This window comes from Labrys okinawensis (assembly GCF_002982075.1).
GTDB lineage: Bacteria > Pseudomonadota > Alphaproteobacteria > Rhizobiales > Labraceae > Labrys > Labrys okinawensis_A.
In genome coordinates, this window is sequence record NZ_PUEJ01000003.1 from 360,489 (window position 1) to 383,691 (window position 23,203).

At 65.6% G+C, this 23,203-nt stretch carries 18 protein-coding genes and 2 tRNA genes; 6 read left to right on the forward strand and 14 right to left on the reverse strand.

Annotated elements, in window-relative coordinates; all coding sequences use genetic code 11:
• Positions 1 to 311 precede the first annotated feature (311 nt).
• Positions 312 to 1,511: a low temperature requirement protein A gene (locus C5L14_RS08785; protein ID WP_105861656.1), complete on the forward strand. Its 1,200-nt coding sequence runs from the start codon at positions 312 to 314 to the stop codon at positions 1,509 to 1,511.
• Positions 1,508 to 2,362, forward strand: coding sequence for a 23S rRNA (adenine(2030)-N(6))-methyltransferase RlmJ (locus C5L14_RS08790; RefSeq protein WP_105861657.1), 855 nt, complete (start codon positions 1,508 to 1,510; stop codon positions 2,360 to 2,362). Before C5L14_RS08785 ends, C5L14_RS08790 begins: the two co-directional genes overlap by 4 nt.
• Positions 2,363 to 2,375: 13 nt before the next feature.
• Here C5L14_RS08790 and C5L14_RS08795 read toward each other — a convergent pair whose 3' ends face one another.
• Complete coding sequence (locus C5L14_RS08795; RefSeq protein WP_105861658.1) at positions 2,376 to 3,629, reverse strand: ROK family protein; 1,254 nt, start codon at positions 3,627 to 3,629, stop codon at positions 2,376 to 2,378.
• 352 nt (positions 3,630 to 3,981) lie between these two features.
• On the opposite strand from C5L14_RS08795, the gene C5L14_RS08800 reads away from it, so the two are divergent.
• Together C5L14_RS08800 and C5L14_RS08805 are read left to right on the forward strand one after the other, a co-directional pair.
• Entirely contained in the window at positions 3,982 to 4,689 is a 708-nt protein-coding gene (locus tag C5L14_RS08800) for an SDR family oxidoreductase (protein WP_105861659.1), read from the forward strand.
• Between the two features lie 4 nt (positions 4,690 to 4,693).
• Positions 4,694 to 5,227, forward strand: a complete 534-nt coding sequence (locus C5L14_RS08805) for a 2,4'-dihydroxyacetophenone dioxygenase family protein (RefSeq protein ID WP_105861660.1) — start codon at positions 4,694 to 4,696, stop codon at positions 5,225 to 5,227.
• Positions 5,228 to 5,232: 5 nt separating this feature from the next.
• Here the strand turns inward: C5L14_RS08805 and C5L14_RS08810 are convergent, their stop codons facing one another.
• Both C5L14_RS08810 and C5L14_RS08815 read right to left on the reverse strand, forming a co-directional pair.
• Positions 5,233 to 5,685 (reverse strand): hypothetical protein, encoded by a 453-nt coding sequence (locus C5L14_RS08810; protein ID WP_146126867.1) that lies wholly within the window; start codon positions 5,683 to 5,685, stop codon positions 5,233 to 5,235.
• A 155-nt stretch (positions 5,686 to 5,840) separates the two neighbouring features.
• A tRNA-Gln gene (locus C5L14_RS08815) sits at positions 5,841 to 5,915 on the reverse strand.
• 143 nt (positions 5,916 to 6,058) lie between these two features.
• Between C5L14_RS08815 and C5L14_RS08820 the strand changes: the two genes are divergently transcribed.
• Positions 6,059 to 6,135 (forward strand) — tRNA-Pro (locus C5L14_RS08820).
• 393 nt (positions 6,136 to 6,528) lie between these two features.
• Entirely contained in the window at positions 6,529 to 7,770 is a 1,242-nt protein-coding gene (locus C5L14_RS08825; protein ID WP_105861662.1) for a polysaccharide biosynthesis/export family protein, read from the forward strand.
• 12 nt (positions 7,771 to 7,782) lie between these two features.
• Here the strand turns inward: C5L14_RS08825 and C5L14_RS08830 are convergent, their stop codons facing one another.
• The 11 genes from C5L14_RS08830 to tssC are packed head-to-tail and all read right to left on the reverse strand — an operon-like array spanning position 7,783 to position 23,179.
• A complete protein-coding gene (locus C5L14_RS08830; RefSeq protein WP_105861663.1) occupies positions 7,783 to 8,706 on the reverse strand; it encodes a protein kinase domain-containing protein in 924 nt (307 codons plus the stop codon).
• A complete protein-coding gene (tagF, locus tag C5L14_RS08835; RefSeq protein ID WP_245443312.1) occupies positions 8,703 to 10,091 on the reverse strand; it encodes a type VI secretion system-associated protein TagF in 1,389 nt (462 codons plus the stop codon). Before tagF ends, C5L14_RS08830 begins: the two co-directional genes overlap by 4 nt.
• Positions 10,092 to 10,097: 6 nt before the next feature.
• Entirely contained in the window at positions 10,098 to 13,568 is a 3,471-nt protein-coding gene (tssM, locus tag C5L14_RS08840) for a type VI secretion system membrane subunit TssM (protein ID WP_105861664.1), read from the reverse strand.
• Entirely contained in the window at positions 13,565 to 15,076 is a 1,512-nt protein-coding gene (gene icmH / locus C5L14_RS08845) for a type IVB secretion system protein IcmH/DotU (RefSeq protein ID WP_105861665.1), read from the reverse strand. Before icmH ends, tssM begins: the two co-directional genes overlap by 4 nt.
• Positions 15,077 to 15,089: 13 nt before the next feature.
• A complete protein-coding gene (gene tssK, locus C5L14_RS08850; RefSeq protein ID WP_105861666.1) occupies positions 15,090 to 16,430 on the reverse strand; it encodes a type VI secretion system baseplate subunit TssK in 1,341 nt (446 codons plus the stop codon).
• Positions 16,427 to 17,677, reverse strand: coding sequence for an FHA domain-containing protein (locus tag C5L14_RS08855; protein ID WP_181161091.1), 1,251 nt, complete (start codon positions 17,675 to 17,677; stop codon positions 16,427 to 16,429). Before C5L14_RS08855 ends, tssK begins: the two co-directional genes overlap by 4 nt.
• A 10-nt stretch (positions 17,678 to 17,687) precedes the next feature.
• Positions 17,688 to 18,683, reverse strand: a complete 996-nt coding sequence (tssG, locus tag C5L14_RS08860; protein ID WP_105861668.1) for a type VI secretion system baseplate subunit TssG — start codon at positions 18,681 to 18,683, stop codon at positions 17,688 to 17,690.
• A 16-nt stretch (positions 18,684 to 18,699) separates the two neighbouring features.
• On the reverse strand, positions 18,700 to 20,478 hold the full coding sequence (tssF, locus tag C5L14_RS08865) for a type VI secretion system baseplate subunit TssF (RefSeq protein ID WP_105861669.1): 1,779 nt from the start codon (positions 20,476 to 20,478) through the stop codon (positions 18,700 to 18,702).
• Complete coding sequence (tssE, locus tag C5L14_RS08870; RefSeq protein WP_105861670.1) at positions 20,471 to 20,980, reverse strand: type VI secretion system baseplate subunit TssE; 510 nt, start codon at positions 20,978 to 20,980, stop codon at positions 20,471 to 20,473. The genes tssF and tssE overlap by 8 nt, the downstream gene beginning before the upstream one ends.
• Positions 20,973 to 21,794 carry a type VI secretion system accessory protein TagJ gene (locus tag C5L14_RS08875; protein WP_105861671.1) on the reverse strand — a complete coding sequence of 274 codons (822 nt, stop codon included), beginning with the start codon at positions 21,792 to 21,794 and terminating at the stop codon, positions 20,973 to 20,975. The genes tssE and C5L14_RS08875 overlap by 8 nt, the downstream gene beginning before the upstream one ends.
• A complete protein-coding gene (tssC, locus tag C5L14_RS08880; RefSeq protein ID WP_105861970.1) occupies positions 21,791 to 23,179 on the reverse strand; it encodes a type VI secretion system contractile sheath large subunit in 1,389 nt (462 codons plus the stop codon). Before tssC ends, C5L14_RS08875 begins: the two co-directional genes overlap by 4 nt.
• Positions 23,180 to 23,203 lie beyond the last annotated feature (24 nt).

Here is a 23,203-nt window from a genome sequence, read left to right on the forward strand (position 1 = left end):
CCCGGATGAGATGCGAAGGCTCGCTTTTTTCGCCCGCGAGTAGGCTTCGATGGCCCGTTCATGCCGAAAGCGGCTCATCCCGCCGAACCGCCCAGCCGGATGCGCGCTTTGAGGATCGATCGCGACGTCCTGCCGATCCCTTAGCTGGCCTGATCATCCCCGCCGTCCGGCGGAGGCTGTCATATGGGCCTGGCTAGGCGATCAGGACTGATCCGTGGACTTCTCCTTGCCAGGCTGCCGGGCTGCCATTTCCCCTCTTGCCACTCCGGCGGGTTCCCGGCGATATGGGCTGGGCGGAGGTAAAAGGTACAATGGCAGCACATCAGGGCGGCACCACCAGTTTTCTACGTGAGCGCGATGGTCATGAGGCCCGCGTTTCCTATGCGGAACTCTTCTTTGATCTCGTCTATGTCTTTACGGTGACGCAGCTTTCCCATTCGCTTCTGGAGCACCTTTCCTGGGGCGGGGCGCTGCAAACCCTGGTCTTGTGGTTCGCCGTCTGGCTGGCGTGGCAATATACCTGCTGGTTCACCAACTGGTTCGATCCCGAGAAGACACCGGTTCGCATCTGCCTGTTCGTGCTGATGGCGTTGGGCCTCGTGATGGCCGCAGCCTTGCCGGAAGCCTTCGGGGAACGCGGGCTGATCTTCGCGATCTGCTTTGCGGCCATCCAGGTCGGGCGCACGGCCTTCGCCGTGTTCAGCCTGGGGACCGGCACGCCGATCTCCCGCAATTTCCAGCGCATGATCGGCTGGAACCTGATCGCGGCCTGCATCTGGATCGCCGGCGGCCTTGCCGAGGGCGAGGCCCGCATCGTGCTGTGGATCATCGCGGTGGCCTGCGAATATTTCGCCCCCTGGTTCGGCTTCTGGCTGCCCGGGCTCGGCCGCTCCGATCCCGGCAAGGAATGGACGGTGGAAGGCGGCCATATCGTCGAGCGCTGTGCGCTGTTCGTCATCGTCGCGCTGGGCGAATCCGTCCTGGTCACCGGCGCCACTCTAGCCAAATCGACGGCCTGGGATGCGCCCGGCCTGATCGCCTTCTTCGTCGCCTTCCTCGGTTCGATCGCCATGTGGTGGATCTATTTCGACATCAGCACCAAGGATGCCACGGAAGCGATCGTCGAATCCGAAAATCCCGGGCAGATCGCCGCCTATACCCATTATCTGCACGTGGCGCTGATCGCGGGCGTGATCGTCACCGCCGTCGGCAACGATCTGTCCATCGCGCATCCCGCCCATCACGTCGATTTCAGCGGCATGGCGGTGATCTTCGGCGGGCCGGCGATCTATCTCGTCGGCAATGCGCTCTATAAGCGCCTGATCTATGGCGGCGTGCCGATCACCCATGTCGTCGGCCTGCTGGCACTGGTCATTGCCGTGCCTTTCGCCTTCATGACCGATCTCCTCATGATCAGCGGCATCACCACCGTCATCATGCTCGTCGTGGCGATCTGGGAAGGCTATATCGGCAGGAAAGCGAAATCGAAGGTTCCGCATCACGCATCATGAACTATCGCCATGCCTTCCACGCCGGCAATTTTGCCGACGTCCTCAAACATATCGTGCTGGCGCGTATCCTGACCCTTCTCAAGGCGAAGGAGACGCCCTTCCGCGTGATCGACACCCATGCCGGTACCGGGCTCTACAGTCTCGAAGCCGACGAGGCCCGCCGCACCGGCGAATGGCGGGACGGCATCGGCCTGGTGGCGGCAAATCCGCCATCGGCGCGGGTCGCCGGGCTGATCGCGCCCTGGCACGGCCTGTGCCAGGGGCTGATGGCCCAGTCCCCGCCGCTCTATCCGGGCTCGCCCTGGCTCGCGGCGGATCTGACGCGGGATCAGGATCGCCTGGTTTTTTGCGAAAAGCACCCCGAGGATGCCGGCCGGCTCAAGGGCAATTTCGCCCGTGGCAAGCGGGTCAAGGTGATGGAGGGCGATGCCTGGGCCCTGCTGCCGGGCTTGCTGCCGCCGCCCGAGCGGCGCGGCCTGGTCTTCATCGATCCGCCTTTCGAGGAGGACAACGAGTTCCGGGCCATCGCGGACGGGTTGGCACAGGCCCTGCGGCGCTGGGCTACCGGTATCTATGCCATCTGGTATCCGATCAAGGGCATGCGCGAGGTCGAGAGTTTCGCACGCAAGGTGGCCGCACTGCCCGCCAGCCGCATCCTGCGCTTCGAGCTCAGCCGCTACGCCGTGCAGCGCATCGACCGCCTCAATGGCTGCGGCATGATCATCGTGAACCCACCCTGGAAGCTGGACCAGGAATTGCGGGCCGTGGGGGACTATCTCGCACCGCTTTTTGCCAAGGAAGGCAGTGGTCTCGTGCGGCTCGACTGGCTCAAGGAAGAAGAGAGGCGCTAAATCCTGGTCAGGATCAGGCTAAGCGGGTCTCTCCCAAGGAGGCGATCGGCCGTGCGCTGGCCGACAGGGTGGCCCGCGGCGCGAAGTCGATGAACAGCGGCAGGCTGGCCGCACCCAGGGCGTGGGCGATCGAGCCGAATGTCCCCAGCCGCAGCACCGGCGCGCTGCGCGCTTCGGGAATGGCGGCGGCAAGCGCCGTTTCGAGGCGGGCAACGATTTCCCGCATGATTGGGGGCCCGAGGTCTCCGTCAATGACCACATTGGGAACGTCGAGCAGGGCCTGTGCCGACAGGACCGGTCCGACCAGGGCATCGACACAATCGGCGACCCATTCTTCCAGCGCCGCCGGATTGGCGGCGATGGCTGCCGGCAGATCGTGGGGGCCGACGATTTTGTGGCCGTGCCAGCCGAGATGGCGCATCAGGGCCGCGATGGAGGCCCGTGCCAGCAGGATGTCATAGGGGCCTTTGGGCGGAGGCACCGAAGGCAGGCGCGAGGGCGGCACGGGCAGCATGGCGACATCGCCGGCATTGCCCTGGGAGCCGCGGCGATAGTCGCCGCCCAGCACCACGCCGCCGCCAATGGCCGGTCCGATGAAGAAGTAGACGAAATCATCCGATTCCCGGCCAAAGCCGTAGAAGAGCTCGGCTATGGCGGCGGCGGTGCCGTCATTCTCGGCATGGACGTCGAGGCCGGTCAGGCTCTGCAGGGCCGCGGCAAAATCGTAGCCCTCCCACAGCGACAGCGTGTCGATCTCCAAATTGAGCCGGTCGAGCCAGGCACCGAGATTATAGGGCTGGGCCAGGCCGATGCCGAGCACGCGCCCGGGAGACAAGCCGTCGGCGATGGCCTTGAGATCGGCGACGTCGGCAGCCACCACCGCCAGGGCCTCCTGTGGAGCGGGCAGGGGATAGTCGTGCGAGCGCTTGTCGATGAGATGGCCGCCGAGATCGACAAGGGCGGTCTCGATGCGGTTGCGGTCGATGCGCACGCCGATGCCATAGGCCCCGGTCGGCTCCAGGCGCAGCAGCGTCGCCGGCTGGCCGCGCTGGCCGTGATAGCGCTTGCCGACCACGGAAATCAGTCCGAAGGCCTGCAGGTCCGAGACGATTTCGCCGATCGCCGTGTTGGTAAGGTTGGCGGCACGGGCGAGATCGGCCTTGGAGGCCTCGCGCAGGCGTCGCAGGCGCTGCAGCACGATCCGGTGGTGGTAGTGACGGATGCGCGCGGAGGTCAATCCGCGTTCCGCCATTGACGCGGGCGCCATGGCTTCCCTCCCCCTTACCGCCTGGAGCAAAATGCGTTCAGGCATGAGCGCGTGTTTGCTCTCACTTACTGGTCCGACACGTCTTTGCGATTGGAAATCATTCCATCAAAGCACAAAGCGCGCTGGGCGAGGCCACGGTCATCACGCCGCCCTTTATTTATTGCCGTTGAGTAAATTCAAGTTGAGCAAAGGTGTCAAGTAACATGCGGCGGTCCTGCCTGCTGATGCATTGAAGAAATCGTGTCGTTCTTGGCCGTTTCTCATCGTCGCACCCGGATTGACGCCGGGCAGGGGGTATTGTCAGATCATTGCAAGGTGTCCGCCTCAGCCGGAGCACCGCGGTGAATGGATCATGCAATTCGATTTCAAGGACAGGCAGGTGCTGGTCAGTGGCGGCACCAGTGGGATCGGAGCCGCCATCGCGGCGGGTTTTGCCGAAGCCGGCGCCAGCGTCGTGGCGGCTGGCTTGCCGGGCGCGACGGCTCCTCCCGGCATCGAGACGGTGGAACTCGACGTGAGGGACGGCGCTGCCGTCGCCGCGCTGGCCGGGCGCTACGAGCGGCTCGACGTGCTCGTGAACGCCGCCGGCATCATCCGGCGGGGCGCCGAGCATGAGCCCGAGACGTTCGAGGAGGTCGTCGACATCAATCTCAACGGCACCATGCGCCTGTGTGCCGCCTGCCGCAGCGCTCTGGCGGCCTCCGGTGCCGGTGCCGTGGTCAATCTCGCCTCCATGCTGTCCTTCTTCGGCGGCGGCCTGGTGCCGGCCTACAGCGCCAGCAAGGGGGGTATCGCCCAGCTTACCAAATCGCTGGCCATCGCCTGGGCCGGCGAGCGCATTCGCGTCAATGCGATTGCTCCAGGCTGGATCGAGACGCCGCTCACCAAGGCGCTGGTCGAGGACCCTGCCCGCAGCGGCCCCATCCTGGCGCGCACGCCGCTCGGGCGCTGGGGCGTGCCGGCGGATCTGGTCGGGCCCGTGCTGTTCCTATGTTCCCCCGCCGCCGCTTTCGTCACGGGCACGATCCTGCCCGTCGACGGCGGCTATCTGATTGGATGAAGCCATGACTGCGCCCGACCGCAAGCTCGACCAGAGCCGGATGCCCTATCAACTGCCGATGCCCGCGGAAGCGGCCCCCGAGATCGTGGTGCCGCATGTGCTGCCCGATGACGAGCGTGTGTGGGTGCCGCAGATGGAGAATGTCTGGTTCCGCCCCCTCTGCCTGCATGCCGGGCAGGGCTATTGGGTCAACCTGCTGCGCGTGCGCAAATCCGGCGTGCTCTCGCGCCACCGCCATCCGGCGCCGGTGCATGGCCATGTCCTCAAGGGGCGCTGGCACTATCTCGAGCATGACTGGGTGGCCGAGACCGGCTCCTATGTGTTCGAGCCGCCCGGCGAGACCCATACCCTCGTGGTGCCGGAGGATTGCGAGGAGATGATCACCCTGTTCCACATCACCGGCGCCATGATCTATGTCGATCCCTGGGGCAAGGTGACGGGGTTCGAGGACGTCTTCTCCAAGATCGACATGTGCCGGGCCCATTACGCCGCCAACGGCCTGGGCCCTGACTATGTCGAGCGTTTCATCCGGCGCTGAGCCGCCTATTGGGGGGCGGGGTGCTGCGCCGGCGCAGCGGGTTTGTCGCCGCCATGCGGGCGTGGCACCATGGCGAGCACGGCGGTTTCGAGGGACTTGTCACGGTGCTTCAGGCAATAGCCGCGCAGATGGGTGCGCAGGGCGACCGGGTCGGTGAGATCGGCAAGGGAGCGTCCGCTGCCGAAATGCCCGGGATTGGCCTTGGCATAGCCTTCGATATAGCCGCCCGCCCAGGCGATGATCTGGCTGTCGAGGATATCGCGGCGGCGTACGGCGAAGCCGCAGCGCATGTCGCCATAGTCGACCGCCTGGCTGACGGGCGCATGCGGCTTGGCGGGCGCTGGGGGCTTGCCGGCCAGCGCCGCCTTGTCGGCGGGAGGCTTTTCTGTCGCCAGCGCCGGCGGAATCGGGAGGCTGCCGAGACAAAGGGCGCCTGCCAGGAATGCTGCCATCGTCATGCGCACATTTGCCTCCATCGCATTGATTTGCTGCGCCATGCTGCGCAAACAAAAGGGCGGGCGCAAGGCGTCGTGCCTAACACGGAAACGCAAATTTCCGACTGGGCGTGTTGGCTCTGAGGGAGGCGTGGAAATCCGGCCGGGCAGGGAAAACCTGGCTGGGGCGGGAGGGTTCGAACCTCCGAATGGCGGAATCAAAATCCGCTGCCTTACCACTTGGCTACGCCCCAATCGGTGCGGCTCAATAAACGGTTCGCTCAGAGGCTGCAAGATAGGGCTACAAAAAAGCGCAGCGAAATTCATCACCAAAAAAGCGCATATCCTGCTTGCGGCTCGCCGACGATCCCGCTATAGAGCCGCCCACGACTGGATACGGAGTGTGGCTCAGCCTGGTAGAGCACTACGTTCGGGACGTAGGGGTCGCAGGTTCAAATCCTGCCACTCCGACCAGTCGATTTTCCCGAGCCCCAACCCCTAGATCGGCAAGCCGCAGACGTCGCTCCTGGCGGTGCTGGCCGCACGTGCAGCCGGCATGCCCATGCTGCCGTACTGGTACGCGAAGCAGCATCTCGGTGTCTTTCCCGCCGAAAGTCATGATGATACCGTCTCTGGCAAGTGCATAGCCGTTGTTCCGTGAAGTATGGCGGGGCGGGTGCCTCAGCGCTTTACAGCTGTTACATGGGTAACTGAGTACAGTGCAACAACTTTATGACAATGGCTCGTCGCGGAATAGATTGCCGCTTGTTTAAGCTTTGGCGTTATTCCGTCACCGACGTAGAGATATTGTCTTTAATGTGGCATTTGGATATCTGTGCGATTAACGATTCGTTATGAGGATTGGGAATGCGGAAGCTGCTGGGCGTAGGCCTGCTTGTCGTGCTGGGTAGCTGCTCCAGTCCATCCGACGGCCCCAGTGCCGGGAGTTTCCTGAATGCGCGCCAGCCCTATACGAATGAGCGTGTTCCGGTCGTCGACATCACCTACGCCGCGCAGATGGCTCAGGGGCCGGGCGCAAGCGTTTCGTCCTTCGCCGGCACGCCGGGTCTCGCGAAATTGCGTTCGGCCGGATATACCGGCACCCAGATCAGCCGCGGCGACGTCCTGCAGATCACCGTGCTGGATACCGGTGAGGATGGCCTGTTCTCGCCGACCAACAGCAAGACGCTGGATCTCGGGCGCTTCACAGTCGATGACAATGGCTCGATCGACATTCCTTTCGTCGGCAAGCAGCGCGTAGCGGGTTCCTCGCCGGAAGCGGTGCAGAAACGCATCGTCGGCAGCCTCAAGGGCTCTTCCGTAAATCCCCAGGCCGTGGTGACCATCGTCGACCGGCCCAACAGCGCGGTTGCCGTTTCCGGCGCCGTGCGTGCGGCCGGCCGCATGGCGATGGCTTCGGGCAAGGAGCGCATCCTCGATGTGGTGGCGAGAGCCGGTGGCGCCACCGGCCCTGCCAATGCGACGACGGTGACCGTCATTCGCGGCAATCAGCGCGCCGACCAGAGCCTCGACCAGGTGATGGCCGACCCCAAGCAGAACATCTATCTGCAGCCGGGCGACCAGGTCATCCTGGGGGGCAACACGCCGAGCTTCACCGCGATGGGGGCGTTCAAGAGCGCCGGTGAGTTCAATTTCGAACCCGGCCAGCTCACCTTGGCGCAGGCCATCGCGCGTAGCGGCGGCCTGCTCGATGACCGGGCCGATTCCCGCTACGTCTACCTGTTCCGCAAGCGCGCCTATTACTGGACGACCAAGGATTGCGTGCTGGTGCGGCCCTCGCCCTATGGCAACGGCACCATGCCGCCGCGCACCAATTGCCCGGAAGCCATGGCCTCGCCGCCACCGCCTCGCGCCGTGATCTTCCGCATCAATATGAGGGATGCCTCCAGCCTTCTGATGATGCAGCAGGTCCAGATGGAGAGCGGCGACATGCTCTTCGCCAGCAATGCCGGCATGGTCGATTTCGCCAAGCTCTTCACCGTGTTCCAGAAGAGCGTACCGACGGCGGCGGCGCCGCAGCCGACGGGAGGCATCCCCTCCAGCCCGCCCCCGGCGCCGGGCGTGTCGCTGAACCTGCCGTCCCACTGACGAGGCAAGGCTTCAGGGAACCATCCGGCCGCTTCGCAGCATCGCCAGGGCAATGCTTGCCGATGCCGGCCGCCCGTCCGGGTCGGGATGGACCAGTCGTGCTGAGAATTCCTGCAGGAAATCTCGTGCATCGGTGGGAACCGCAGCTCCTTCCAGCAGCATGGACAGGATCCGTCCGCAGGCATAGAGGTCCGCCCGGCCGTCGAGCGGCTCGCCGGCCTGCTGTTCGGGGGCGCTGAAGCCCTCGCGGCCGGCCTTCGCCAGATCGACATCACCATGGCGCTGCCCGGCTTCCAGGGCGATGCCGAAATCGGCGATGCGCAGCGTGGCGAGATCCTCGCCGTCATAGAGCAGGTTGTCCGGCGCGAGATCGGCATGCACCAGTCCTGCTTCATGCACCGCCTCCAGCCCCGACAGCAGGGCGGCGGCGGTCGCGAGGATCTCGTCGTAGCAGGATGGAGCTTTCTGCATGCGCTCCGAGAGGCTGAAGGGCAGCCAGTCCATCAGCAAAGCGGGCCGTCCGTCGGCAAGCCGCAGGGCGGCGGTGGCGGCGGCGACGTGGCGGTGGCGCAGCCTGGCGCCGAAACCGGCCTCGCGCAGCAGGAGATCGCGGGCGACGACATTGTCGGCCTGGTCGGGTCGAAGTGTCTTGAGAGCGTGGAGGGTGCCGAGATCGCGATGGCGGAGCCGATGGATCTCGGTGAGTGCGCCCTCATGGGCCCTTGCTTCCTGGGCGAAGCTGTTGGCGATGAAACCCGGGTCCGCCGCATCCAGCCGGTCTATGCGCCGGTCGAGCGCATCGCGCACGCGATCGGCCAGCAGCCGGGTCTCGGCGGGCGGACGTGGTCCTGCGCCGCTTCGGCTGAGGGCCTGCCACAAGGCGGCGAAGCGAGTGGCGACCGCCTCCAGGTCTTCCGGTAGCGGTTCCCCGCTCATGCGGCTTGGACTGCGACGACGATGGCGCTGACATTCTCACGCACATTGGCGATGAGAGCGTCCTGGACCAGGGCAGCGGCAGCCTCCTTCACCGGCTGCTCGGCGATGGTGGCGGCGATGGTGCGCTCGTCGAGGACACGCGCGAGCGCGGCGCTGCAGAGGAGAAAGCGATCACCGCGCTGTGCCCTGTCATAGACGATTTCGGGCACTAGCTGGCGGGGCGCACCGATGCTGCGCGCGAGCGCGAAACGCAAGCCGATCTCGACATGGTCACGCGTCAGGCAGCGCATCATGCCGTCGCGCATCAGGTAGCAGCGGGCATTGCCCGCCCAGACCACGGCGAAATCTCCGTTCTCGACGGCGAGGCTGACGACGCTGGCGCTCGGGGGCTCCACCGCGCCGGGGAAGCGAATTGATTGCACCAAGCTATGCGCCCGCCCGAGCTTGCCTTTGACATCCTGTACCAGGGTCTCGAGCATATCGGCCGGAGAGACATGGGCCAGCGTGTTGGTGACGATCTTTGCCGCTTCCGCGGCGCCGTTGCCGTCGCCGACCCCATCGGCGACCGCGAAAAGGCGCGGATTGTCGGAGACCAGCAAAGCGTCGGCATTGATCGACAGGCGGGTGCCGGCGTGGGTGGCATAGCCGCGCTCCATCGCCAATGCCGGCAGCGGAGGTGCCTCCACCCGCGGGGGAGCCATCTCGGTTTTCTCGACCGGAGGGGGCGATGTAGGTGGCCGGGAGGGCTGCTTGACGGTGGGGTTGCCGCCTTTCAGCAGGCGCACGAAATCGCCGGCACGCGGGGCCCCTTGAGTCTTGAAGCCGCTGGCCCGCCCCGTGCCGCTCTCGACGGTCCACCATAGCGAGACGCGGCCATCGGCGGCGCCGGGCGGTGGTGGCGGCACCGGCCGGGCCTGGGGCAGGCGCAGGCGCTTCAGACCGCCGAGAAAGGCCGTGATGTCGAAATCGCGCAGCGTGGAGGTCTCGGCAATCGCTTCTGCGGCGGTGAACCAGCTCTCGTCGAAGCAGAAAAGGCGCGCCGGACCTTCATAATTGCCGAGCCGTGCCGCGATCACCAGGGGGAAGCTGCGGCCGACCCTGTCCCGGCTCGGCAGCAGGATGCCGACCATGGTGGCATGCCCCCACAGGGATCGCTCGATCACGAAACGCCAGGGCGGGGAGGCGTGGAACAGGTTTTCCCATTGCGTGCCGAGCGTCTGCTCGCTTTCCTGCAGGCCCGATTGCAGCCAGTTGACGAGCTCGGTCTCGGCCTGGCGGCCGAGGCCGGTCGAGACGAAATCGCCATGGCTCGGCACCTTGCCGAAAAAGCCGATGCCGTCATTCTCGGAAGGAGCCGGATGGGATGCGCCGCGCGGAGCCATCATTCCCCCTCAGAACTGTGAGGGGCATTTGAAATCCGCGATCGCCTTCAGGCGATAGGGATTGAGCGTGCCGCCGAACTGCACCCTGAACTCGGCGCTCCTGCCGTCCTGGCTGAAGCGGGCTTTGAACAGATCGGTACCTTCAGCAGTGATCACGGCCTTGTCGAGCAGCCGGAAGGTCGCCCATTCTCCGGATGCCTGTATCTTTTGATTGAATTCAGTGGGGCGCACGACGACCCAGGAGTCGGCCGTGGCGCCTTTCGAGGGCCACTCGAATATCTTCGCTTGGGGGCTATTCTTGACGAGGCTAAGTATCTCCCCAGCGGTTGAGAGCACTGCCATATCAGCGGCGTCATTCAGGGACACGCCGGTGATGGTGATACGAATCGAAGGCATCTCGCTATCGTTCGGGAAGAAAGCCTTGCGGATCTTATCGGCGTTCTCGAACTGAGCCAGCGCGTCGCTTGCTATACCCTCGGTGCCAGGCGCGCCTTTCCAGCGCCAGGGCGTGGCGGAAGTATCGACGAAAGCCTGCAGCTCGTTTTGAAAGAAGCTTGGGAAAAGCCCCTTCGGACCGAAAAGCCGGGCGAAATCCGTCAGCGCCATGTCCTCCCTGGCAGACCGTTCGAAGGGATAGCGCCCAGTCATGATGGTGGAGCAGAGCCTGGCGCCGTCGCCGGCCCATTTGTCGGCCGCCTCGTTACGGGCGGTCTTGGACGCCAGTGCGCCGACATCCCCGACAAGTCCCGCTACCAGATCGTCGATCGGAGGCGGCAGGCGTCGGCTCTCTTCCGCCAGGGACTGGACGGCGGCGGCGAGCTGGCTGTCGGTGTTGAAGATCTTGTTCGCCGGCTGTGTCGACCCGGCGGCGCGCGAGAGCTGGGTATACATGGCTCCGAGGAGCGGCTTCAGGGCCTGGATCTGCGAGCGCGGCTTTTCTGAACTGGTGGTCTCGCTCTGCTTGGGTGTCTCCAGCGCTTCGCGCAGGCGGCCATAGGGATCGGGGACGCTGATCGTGCTGTCGTTCAACGCAACGCTCTCCCCGCCTTGCGGGGCCATCGCGACGGAGGCGTTCGCCTGGGGCCTGAGATCGGCAGCCTTGGCGATGGAACGCGCCAGGGATTCGATCGGGCCCGGCTCGCTGGAGAGGACGCGAAGCGTATCGGCGGCATCGGCCAGCGACTGGAACGGCTTTATGCCCAGATCGGCCAGCAGGTTCGCCCAGCGTTTCTCGTACTGATCGAAATAGAGCTGCAGCGCAGCCAGGGACAGGCTCTCCACCGTCATGCCGCCGCTCGGCGGCTCGCCACGGACCCAGTGTTCGTCCAGCGCCTGGCGGGCGGCTTCGGCGACCTCCGGCAGGATGACGGAGCGATAGCCTTCGCCGGTGAACAGGCCGGGAATGCCTTCGCGCAGAGCAGCCTTGGATTTACGCTGGAACACCCGTTCGCCGAGCGGGCCGAGCGCATCGGCGGGAACCCAGGGCGCCAGGGCGCGGACCTCCCGGTTCTCCTCCAGGATGTCATAGGCGCGTGCCGCCAGGCTCTGCCCGCTGATCGCCTGCCGCGCCTTGGCGACCAGGGTCTGGTCGATATCGATCGGCGGCAACCGCCTCGCCACAAGCTGTTCGACATGCTGGAGAAGCTCGCGGCGGGCGACCGCCCGTCCCTCGCCGGGATAAAGGGCATCGAAGATCTGCTCGGCTTCCTGCGAGGCGAATTGAGCGTCGACCTGGCCCAATCCGCCGAGCATGCCATAGAGTTTGAGGGCATCGAAGGTCTGACGGACATTGGAGGTGTCGCCCAATTGCTTCTGCAACTGCACCATCAGGCGCGGCAGCAGCAGCGAATTGAGGGCACGCTGATAGGCTTCGCGCTGGCGGCCGGCGATCTTGTCCCTCTGGTCCAGCCCAAAGCCGATCTGCCACGTATCGGCCCCCGAAAAGCCATCGGTCACGCCTCTGATATTGTTCAGCGCCGGCAGGATGCGCAGGAAATCGGTGTCGGTGACATCCCGCACCGGAATGCCCTGCACCAGTTTCTCATAGGAACTGATGCGCTCGTCGGCCTGCGCCAGGGCGCGGGAGTTCTGGAAATAGGTGGCGATCCAGCTCGAGAAGACCACGCCGAGGACCACGGCCGAGGCGCCATAGGCGATACGGCGCAGCATCAGCTGGCGGCGGGTCAGCCGCTTGTCGCGCGCGACGAGCGCGGCTTCTCCGAAAATGACTTCCTTGAATAGGCGCGGCAGGAAGTAGCTGCGGCGCATGCGTGTTGCGCTAGCGGCCCCGGGTATCTCCGCCTGTGTGCCGGAAGCGAAATAGATGCCGCGCAGCAGCGGGGACTCCACCAGCTTCGACCCGGCGCAAAGTTCCACCAGAACCTCGTGCAGGCGCTCCTTGAGGGCGGCGAGTTCGGCGGGGAAACGGAAGATGCGGCCGCGTATCTCGCTGTCGGGTTCCTGCTGCAGGCGCTCGATCAGCATGGCGTCGACACGCTGCTGGAGCAGGCTGAATTCCTCCAGGAAACGCTCGGGCAGATTCTCGGCCTTGTAGCTCTCGTCGAGACCGAAGGTGGTGCCCCAGACCTGTTCGCGATCGCTGGCATTGAAGCCGTCGAAGAACTCAACGAAGCCGGTGAGCAGGTCCGATTTCGTCAGCACGAGATAAACGGGGACGCGAGCCTGCAGATATTCGTCGAGTTCCGATAGGCGCTGGCGGATGGCGCGCACCTCTTCCAAGCGCGCCGCCGGCTCGCGGGTCAGGATGTCGGCGATCGACAGGGTGACCAGGGCGCCATTCACCGGCTGCGAGCGGCGGTGCTTCTTCAGGAGGGTCAGGAATCCCTCCCAGCCGGCCTTGGAGCTGCCGTTGAGATCATCCTGTGTGGTGTAGCGGCCCGCCGTATCGATCAGGATGGCTTCGTCGGTGAACCACCAGTTGCAGCTGCGCGTGCCGCCGATGCCCTGCACGGAATTGGCGCCGAGCGCATCACCGAGCGGAAATTTCAGCCCCGAATGGGTGAGGGCCGTGGTCTTGCCCGAGCCGGGCGCCCCGAAGATCACATACCAGGGCAGTTCATAGACATAGCCGAAGCGTTTCTTGGTGACGCGGCGCAGCAGCGCCAGGGCCTGCTTCAGGCGATCGCGGATTTCGCTGACTTCGGCCTGCTGGCTGGCGGCGGCTTCCGCCTCCGCGTTTTTTTCAAGATCGGCGACCAGCGCCTTGTCGCGCTTGCGGGCCTTGTAGATGTTGATGCCTATATAGGCGAGACCGGCAACCAGCACGATGCAGATGGCGATCAGCCGATTGGTCGCGCTGGCAAGCGGATAGAATTCGCCATAGCCGATGAGGTGGCCGTAGAACCAGATGATGAGGCAGAGCGCCGCGATCCAGACGATGGGCAGGAAGCGTTGGCCGAGCAGCGTGCCATAAGCTTCGACATAGGAGCGGATCGTATAATAATAGCTGAGCGGGTTCATGGCGTGGCGCCTCCCGGCCGTGCGACGTTGCGATTGACCGGCGGCAGGCTCAGGACGAGGGGCGAGCCGGTGTAGCCGTCCTCGGGCTTGCCGATCACCAGGATCTCCGTGCGGCGGTTCTGTGCTTGCCCTTCCTTCGTGTCGTTGGAGGCGACCGGGTCAGCCTCGCCTCGGCCTTCGGTGGTAAGGCCGCCGCCGCGGACATAGGTCTTCAGGGTGTCACCCACGGCCCGAGCCCGTGCCTCCGACAATTGTTGGTTGTTCTGGATGCGCCGGTTGCCATTGAATTTGAACGGCGTATTGTCGGTATAGCCGATCACTTTTGCCTCGAATTGCGCGATTTGTAGTGCGAAACCGATCTTGTCGATCAGGTCCTGAAAACCAGGATTGATGTCGGCCTTGCCCGTATCGAACAAGCCTGCATTTTTGATGCGGACTAGCACCTGGCCATTGTCGTTCCACAAGCTCACGAGCTTCTGGTCTACCTCCGGCTGCAGGAAGTTCATGAATTGCCGGATACGTTTTTCACCCACAGGTTCCGGGGGGAGCTCCGCCTTGGCCTGAACCTGGACCGGGGGCGGATCCTTCGCCTTGGGAGGCGGCGGGATGAAGACGCTGGGCGCCTCGTTGGGCGGCAGGTTGGCGAGGCGTGCGAATGTGCCGTCAGAGGCCCGGTCGAGCGAGAGCGAGAAGAAGAGATAGCCGAGCCCGAACAGCAGAGCGAGGATGCTGAGCAGCGTCCAGAGCGCCGCAGCGGTACGCAGGGGCTTGTGCCTGGCGATAACGCCACGCCAGTGCGGCGACAATTCCCGTTCGAAGGCGCCATATTGGCCGAGCAGCGTCTTGTAGAGGCTGTCGCGGATACGGCTGAGTTCGAGCGCCCCGCGGGGGGAGACGCGGGTGCGTCCTTCGAAGGCAAGCGACAGGCACAGATAGATCAACAGCAGCAGATCCTTGTTGGCGCCCGGGCTCTGGTGAAAATAGTCGAGCAGTTCGAAGAACTTGTCGCCACCGGTGACGTCCATGTGATACGTCGAGACCAGGCCCGAGCGGGCCCAGCCGGCGCGTACGCCCCAGGGTTTGCTCAGCACCACATCGTCGACGGTGGCGCAGACGACGTAATGCGCGGCACGAGCCCGCTCCGGGCTTATCCGGGCGCCAGCGAGGTCGCGCTCATAGCGGTTGATCGCCTCGGTGGTGGTGCGGCGCAGTTGCTCGATGTCGGGCTGGTCCGCGGTGTGGCGCAGGGCATGGGCGAGATTGAGCAGGGGAGCGGCGGAGGCCACGATGGTGGGGACTTCCTCGCCGCCGAAGCGGAAATTCCGCACCAGCGTGTCCGCCGACCAGCCGCCGGAGCGCAACGGCTCGGCCGGGCCTGCGGCGTCCTGCGGCGCATCGTCCAGCATCTCCGCCATCTTGCGGGCGACCTGCTGCTTCCTGGCGCCGTCCTCGGTGAGTTCGACCACCGTCGGCAGGGACTGCCAAGGCGCTGTGGTTGCCTTGTTCATCGGCTGGCCTCCTTCACTCCCTCAGTGCCCAGAGTTCCATCTCCAGGCCCGGAAAGTCGCCGGCGAGATGGAGGGCGATGGCGCCCGACGTATCGAGCTGTTTCCACAGCGGGTTCTTGGTATCGAGCTCGAAATAGATCGTGCCCGTGCGATAGGGCAGCTGGCGCGGCAGCACGGGCAGGGGCCGGACGGGAATGCCGGGCAGGGCGACGTTGACCAGTTCGGCGATGCGCTCCACCGGGCCCACCTTGATCTGGGCCGGCAGGCGGCGGCGCACCTCCTCGGCCGGCATCTCGGCCCTGACGGCCAGCACGAAGCCGGCATCCTTGAGCAGGGTGCGGTCGTTGATGGTGCCCACGCGCACGCCATGCCGGCGCTCGGCAAGCTCGATGGCGACGGCCGCCTGTTCGAGCACGGCCGAGAGCGAGGTCCTGAGATCGTCGAACACGGCGGCGAAGGTCGCCTTGAGGTCGTCGTGCCGATAGGGCGGGAATTCGCTGGCGCGCTTGGAATCCATGGTGAAGGTGGCGAGTTCCCCGGCGAGCTGGATGCAATGCTCGTAGAAGGTCATCGGATGGATCCGCGTCGCATTGGCGGCGATGTGGCTGAGCAGCGGATCGGCCCGGTTGAGGATATGCAGCAGGAAGTAGTCGCCGACCTCGGCGGTGCCGCGGATGGTGGGATCGCCGATGCGCTCGGCGATCGCCGCCGCGCGGTGGCGCACGATGCCGAGAAGTTCGGCCATGAGTTCGCTGAGCCGCGCTTCGGCAGCGCAGTTCAGGCACGGGGCGATGTAGTCCGGATCGAGCAGCACGGCCTTGTCCGAGCGCACTTCGATCACCCGGGCCAGACCGATCAGCTCATAGCCGGCGAGGTCGTCGCCGCTCTTGAGATAACGCAGGCTCAGCCGGCCGACATCGATGGGGGCCATGAAGTCGGTCTCGACATTGGCATCCGGCGCCTCGTAATGCGAGGCGACGAAGCGCACGCCGGGCGAGGACGCCCCGCCATTGACGGCGATGTCGGCGCGTCCGGGCCGGCGGGCCGGCAGCGCCAGATAGATGATGGCGTTCTTGGTGGCCTCGTCGAGCTCGAGCGGCGCCGGCAGGTCGGTGTCGAAGGGGGCTTCGAAGGGCGTGCCGTCGGGCAGGGTGCCGCGCAGATTCGCCAGGGCGAACTGCCCGATCGCCAGGGCGCCGCGGTCGATCCCGATCTCGGCGATACCCCAGGGATAGGCGGCAAGCTCACGCGTGGTCGCTCGAACGAGCCGCTCCGTCCAGCGGTCGGCCTGCTGGAAATGCTGCACGCGAAGGAACATTCCCTCGCTCCATGCGACCCTGTTCTCGTTTCTCATGCGACTTCGTCGTCCTTGCTTGTCGTGCTGTGCGCAGTCGGGGCCGGCTCGCCGCCGACTGGTTCGTTCCTAGCCGGCTCGAGCGAGCGCAGCATTGCCCTGCGAAACAGGTCGCGGACGGAAAGATCCCGGCCCTCGGCCTCGAATTGCCGGCGATAGGCCTGCCAGTAGGCCCCGTTGCGGCGCCAGGGCAGGCTGATCGCGCTGGCATCGATGCTCGCCTCGATGATGCGTGGCTCCAACTGGGGCCCGACTTCGCGAACCAGGGTGCCGAGCGCGTCTGCAAGCGCCTGCTGGCGTGCCAGCAGGGTTTCGAGCCGCCTCAGCAGGGCTTCCTCTCGATCGAGGCCGAAGACATCGGGTGCCGGTGTCAAGGCGGGGGGGTCGATCTCGAACGGGACGAAGGCCCTTTCGAGTGCTTCCTCGCATTGGGCCAGCAGGCTGTCGCAGCGCGGCGGCCAGGAAAAGGGCGCCGCCATGGCGGGCAGGAAATCGGCTGGATCTTCGTCCCGTTCCGTGGGAGCAGCCGCCTCAATCGCATCGTCATTTGCCGGCGAGGTTTCGGCATTGTCCTTGCTGCGCCCACGGGCCATGGGCACGGACACGAAGGTAGCCCGACCATGTTCGAGGCGGTTGCCGTAGTCGAAATCCTCGTTCCAGTCGTCCGGCAGAACCGGCTTGATCGCCTTGGGATCCGGCGGGCCGTCCCAGCCGATCTCGACATGGCGCGAGGAAGGAGGGGCCTCGCGCTTGCGACCCTTCGCTACGGGAGCATTCGGCTGCGGCAGCGGCCAGTCATCCGAGAGGCGACCGCCCATTACCCCGGTCGCGATCTGCCCACCCGGTGCGATATCGGCGAGGATGGCGGTGATCGTCAGATTCTCCGGGCTGACGGCAAGGCCCGCCTCGGGGTCGACAATGTCGCGGTCGGCTTCGCCGATGACCGACACCGCAAAGGCATGGCCCCCCAGTTCCAGGCGTGACTGGTGCCGCAGGCGGGCAGTCTCGCCCTCCAGGACCAGGACACCGTCGACACGGGTGCCGTTGGCGCTTTCGTCGCGCAGCAGATAGCCGTCGCGATCGCGCAGAATGGTGCAATGGAGCTTGGAGACGGTGCGGCCCGCGTCCGGCACTTGCCAGTCACAATCGATCGATCGTCCGAGCGTTCGGCGCCCGCGTTCCAGCACCCAGGGTTGCGCCCCTGTCCCGGCTCCGTTTCCCTCGACCTGCCTGAGTTCCAACCGCATGGCCCTCTCCTCACGAGACCGGTTGAAGCACCGCCTGGCGCTCGGTGATGACGGCATCGTCACTGTCCCGCGCCGCCGGGGCGATGCGCGCCCAGCTGTTCCAGCCCAGGCGTGGTGGATCACCTGCCTGGCCGAGCTGGCAGAAAGGAACGTGTTCTTTCCTGAGGACGACCTGGATGTCGAAATCGAGTCCGCAGCCGACGAACAGGCGCGTGAGCGCGAAGAGCTCCTGAATGTCGCGGCTCCCCGGCGCCAGGGACAGATAGTCCCGATAGTCGAGCGGACCGATCACCACGCGGAAGGTGCTGGAGAGATCCCGGATGGCCGAGCCCGCCATGGCATCGAAACCGAGGCGCACCGTGGGCTCACGCCTCATCCGGCTCTGCTCGTGTTCGGGCACGCTCAGCCAGCGCCCCTGGAAGAGCTCGATTTCGACCGGCAGGCCGCTCACTTCGCGCAGCATGGCCCTGAGATTGCTGACATTGCGGGTCCGGGCCGCGAAGAAGCCGCTGAAGCGCAGCAGCACATCGTCTTCGGTGCCGCTGCGTTCGCGTAGCCTGGCGGTGCCGAAGCCGGTGAGGGACAGCAATGTCTTGATGAAGCCATTGCGCCCTTCGCGGGTGCCCCAGCGCAGCAGACGGGCGAGCCGGTATTTCTCGCAGGCATCGACGAACAGTTCGTCCATGCGGGCGCTGAACAATTGCAGGAAGGCCGCGAGTGAGGAGGATTTGTGGCGTTCCTCGCGCATGACCAGTTCGTTATAGGAAGGCGGCAGCGAACCCAACGGTCCGGCGAGCCCTGCCAGGGCGCTGCGCAAGGTGGCCTGGCCTTCCTTCCGTCGAAAGCCCGATACCGGCAGGGCGGCCGGCGAGACCCCGATGTGCGCGGCGATCGCAAGCTGCTCCTCGCTGGCCTGGGCGACGCGGAAGGCCGTGGTCGGTTCAAAGCGCCCGGGGTCGCGTTCGAGCAGATCGGCAAGGGTGTCTGTGCTGGGGTCGGGAAGCATGGCGTGCAAGGACCTCCTAGAGCAGCGGCCGTTCGGCCGCACGGGCGGGCCAGGTGGCGACCGGCTTGGATTGGCCCTTGATGGAGGCCGTCAGCCGCGTGAAGCTGTTGACCGAGGTGTAGAGACCGCAGAAGCGGTCGAGCACGCTGCCGAACAGAAAGGCGGAAGGGCGATCGATCGCGGCCGGATCGAACTCCACGGTGATCTCGGTGCCGGGCACCATGCCGCCCCGGATGCGGGCGGTGGCGGCCCGCGCCTCCACCCGGATGATGGCGTCGACGAGCTGGCGGGTCTCCGGCAGGTCGCGGAAGGCATAGAGCGACAGGATGTCCTTGAGCGCCGCCCCGCCATTGTCGAACAGCGAGACATGGTTGAGCAGGAGATGCGACATCAGCCGCCAGTGGCGGCCATCCTCGTCATTCATGCGCACGGCAGGCGTCGGTGCGATCAGCGCCTCGATCCGCCCGACAGCCTCGTTGCCGAGCGCGAGCTTGAGGTAAGGGTGGCCGCCCCCGAAGGGCAGGCGCTCTGGAAGGGCGCGATTGAGGCACCAGGCATCGACGCTCGCCACGGCGTCGATATTGCCGGTCACGCGGCGGTTGTGATCGACGAAGGCGATGTCGAGATCGCAGGTACCGTCGTCGGGGTCGAAGCGCCGATAGCACTGCCAATAGGCGGCTGCCGCGCCTGACCGCTGGGTGCGGCCGAAGAAGGGTTGGCAGGATTGCTGCTCGCCTTTCGGTCCCGTCAGCGTCACCTTCTCGACGGAATAGATCTCGCGCGTCCGCTGCCGCCGCGAATCCGACAGCAGCCGATATTCGGTGCGCGTGCCGTCGAGTGCGAGCGGCTCGCAGGTCTGGCGGAACAGATTGACCACCGGGGTGGCATGCAGCACCAGGTCCCGGGCGGTGATCGAGCGCTCGAGCTTGCTGTCCGTCTCGCCGAGATAGACGAAGATCTCCAGCCCGTCGCCATGCCAGCGCTGCAGCCCGTCGATCTCGAAGAACAGGAACTTTTGGGGCAGGGCGAAGAATTCCGTCAGCAGGCGGTATCCGGTAAAGCTCGTGCTGGGATAGGGCAGCATGGTCTCGTCGGCGGAAAAGCCGACGGGCTTGAGGTGATCGGCCGGCAGGAAGATGGCCTTGTCGTCGCCTGCATGGCGCGCCAGCGCGATGCCTTGCGTGTGGTTGACGAGCAGTTCGTACAAGGCGCTCGCCTGCCGCCAGGGCGAGGCGATGTAGAAGCGCAGGCGCTTGACCCCGAGTTCCGACAACGGACGGCGTCCCGCCAGGGAGCGGATCGACAGCCGCAGGCAGCCGGCCGCACCGGCATGGCGGGAAAGCGGCGCCTGGATCGGCTGTCCCGACAGCGTGACCGCACCGATCTCCACCGGTGCGATTTCGACGTCCTGCGTGGTCAGGAAGCGGCAGGTCTCGCCTCCGACCGGCTCGGCCTGCACCTCGGTGTGGCGCGGCAGTACCTGCGTGGCAGCCAGCGTTTCGCCTGGCGCGAAACGCACGATGCTCATGGAGGGCAGGGGGGCGAGATAATGCGGATAGAGCGTTTCGAGCAGGCCGTCGGTGAGCTCGGGAAATTCGTCGTCGAGCTTCTGGCGCACCCTGGCCGCCGAATAGGCGAAGCTTTGGATGAGACGCTCGACATGGGGATCGTCGGCGACCTCCCCGGTCAGGCGCAGGCGTCCCGCGATCTTGGGGAAGACATCGGCAAAGCGCGATGCCCGCCGGCGGAGGGCCGACAATTCCTCATTGTAGCGCCGCAGGAAGCCCTCAGCCATGCGCAGCCTCCACCTGGAAGCGCTGGCTGGAGGGGTCGATGGTCGATTCGAAATTGATCGGCGGCATGCCGTCATAGAGGCGGAAGGTCGCCTCGATACGCATGCGCAACGTCCTTTCGCCCTGGGTGCGGTTCTTGAGGATGGTCACGCGGATGTTCGACAGCCTCGTCTCGAACAGGGCGATGCGCCGCTCGATCACGCGTGCCAGCTGCAGTTTGGCTTCGTCCGTGACCAGATTGGCCGAGACGATGCCATCCACGCCGTAGCTGACCAGCGCATCCCCGAGCTCCGCCAGCCTGTCCGGCGGACTGGTCGGACAGCGCCTGGTATTGAGCAGCGCCTCGAGGTCACGGCGGATGGCCTCGCGCATCTCGCGTGCCTGGTCCGCAAGACTGAGTGCGGGATCCTGGGCGAGATCGGGTGTCGCGTCGAGCAGTCGATCAAGGATCGAGCGCGACAGGACCTGCTCGCGGGCCCGGAACCGTTCGAGCGGGTCAACCATGGGCAGCCTGCTTGCGCCGTGCGGTTTCCGGCATGCCCAGCGTCTGCATGTCGTGGAAGGAGACTAGGTCGTCGCCGGCCAGGAAGCAGCGCTGACCGCGGCCGGTGGTGATGCCCGAGGGTTCGGCGATCCATTCGGTTTCGCGCCCCAGCAATAGTTTTTCCTCGGCCGTGCTGCCCTGATAGATCGCCGGCAGCAGCACCGGCGCGGAGGCGCCGTCGATCAGCGACAGCTCAGCACGCCGGAAGGCGAGATCACGCGGCCGGGCGATCGGCTCGACCGCCACCGAGGCGATCTTGGCGAAGTCGATCCACAGATAAGCGCCGCCCGTCATGATGACCTCGAGCGCATGCGGCACCCGGTCGTCGAGATCCCGGAAGTCGCCGACCGGCCTGCCGTTCCACAGCATCGGCCGTTCGCCGCGAAGCCGGTCGAGGGCTTCCAGCGCGGGCCTTGCCGCGCCGCCCTCGCGATGGATGATGGCGAGTTCGATGGCTGCCTTGTCGAGCGCGCTCGGCCCCTGGGGAAATTCCGGCACGGCGCCGGCCTCGAACCAGGCCTTGCGGGCGGCCATGGCCCGCAGCTGGTTGCGCAGCAGGGCGAAGCCCATGGTGTCCTGCGGCGCTAGGGTCGCGGCGAGGCTGCATTGCGCATCGGCGCGTTCATAGTCGCCGGCGAGGACGAGCAGGTCGATATAAAGGTGGCGGGCGTCCCTCTCAGAGGGGTGGGTCCGCACATGCGCCTTGGCCTGGTCGAGAGCCTGGCTCAAGGAGCCTTCAGACAGGGAGCTGGCGATGCTGGCGGCGAGCGTCATGCGGTCATCCTTCTGGGCAGGGCGGCCGTGTCGACGCTGCTCGTCGGCGGCGCCATTTCGGCAATGAGGTGGAAGCTGGTCGATACGTCGTCGAGCTGGAAATGCGGTTGCAGCCGCACGGTGCAGATGAAGGTGCCGGGCTTGCCGGCAAGCTCCTCGACCGCGATGCCCGCCGAGCGCAGCGGATAGCGCGTGCGAAGGGGCAGGTCGGCATCGTCATTGCCGAGCGTGTAACCCGACAGCCACTCCTCGAGCTTGCGCTGCAGCGCGGTGGCATCGGCCAGCCGGCCGACCTGGTCGCGCATGATCACCTTCAGATAGTGTGAAAAGCGCGAGGCGCAGAGCACATATTGCAGCATGGCGGCAAGGCGCGCGTTCTGGCGTGCATTCTCATTGGCATAATGCTGTGGCGCGTGGAGCGACTGGTTGGCGTTGAAGATGGCCGAAGCCGACATGTAGGTGGTGCCGATCGGCACCAGCCCGTGATCGCAGAATTGCTGTTCCTGTCGGCTGGTCAGGCGCACTTCGACCGGCGCCTGGGCAGACAGGCCCTGGCTTTCGGTCGCAAAATCATAGGCAGCGAGTTCGGACGCGCTCAGCATGCCGCCATCGATGGCGTCCTGGGTGACGCCGCGTATGTCGGCGAACCAGCCGGACTGGATGAAATTGCGGATCACGATGGTTCCAAAGGCGAAGGCGCCGTTGCCCCACAGCAGGCTGGCGCCATCTGCCGATATGGTTTCGCGGAAGGGGAAGCCATCGTCGCGCCGCCGCGAATAGGGCTCGTAGGGCTGACGCATCAGGACGCGCGGCGCGACCAGGCCGAGGAAGCGCGTGTCCTCATGGGTTCGCAGGCGGTTCCACCGCATGCGATCAGGGCTGGTATCGAGCCAGTTGAGATCCTGCACCCGGTTGAGTTCGGAAAAACTGTCGAGCCCGATCGCGCGCGGGGAGGCGCCGGCCACGAAGGGGCAGAATGCCGCCGCCGCCACCATGGCCAATTGTGTCAGCGTGCCGACCACATCGCCGCCCTCCTGGGGATCGGTGGGCGAAATGTGATAGTCGCCGATGAGCAGGCCATAGGGCTCGCCCCCCGGCATGCCGAATTCGCGGTTATAGACCAGCTCGAACAGGTGGCTCTGGTCGAAGTCCGCTGCGCGTTCCATGCCGCGGGCCAGCTCCTTCCAGCTCAGTCCGAGCAGCTTGACCTTCACCTCGCTCGAGCGCGAGGCGACGCGCACCAGCATCGCCAGCCCGCGCCAGCGTGCTTCCATCGCCTGGAATTCGGGATGGTGCAGGATCGCGTTGACCTGGCGATTCAGCGCCTCGTCGATCAGGGCGATGAGCCGATCTGCTCTGCCTCGCAGCAAGTTCTCGAAACCTATCGTCGGATATGGCTTCCAAAGGAA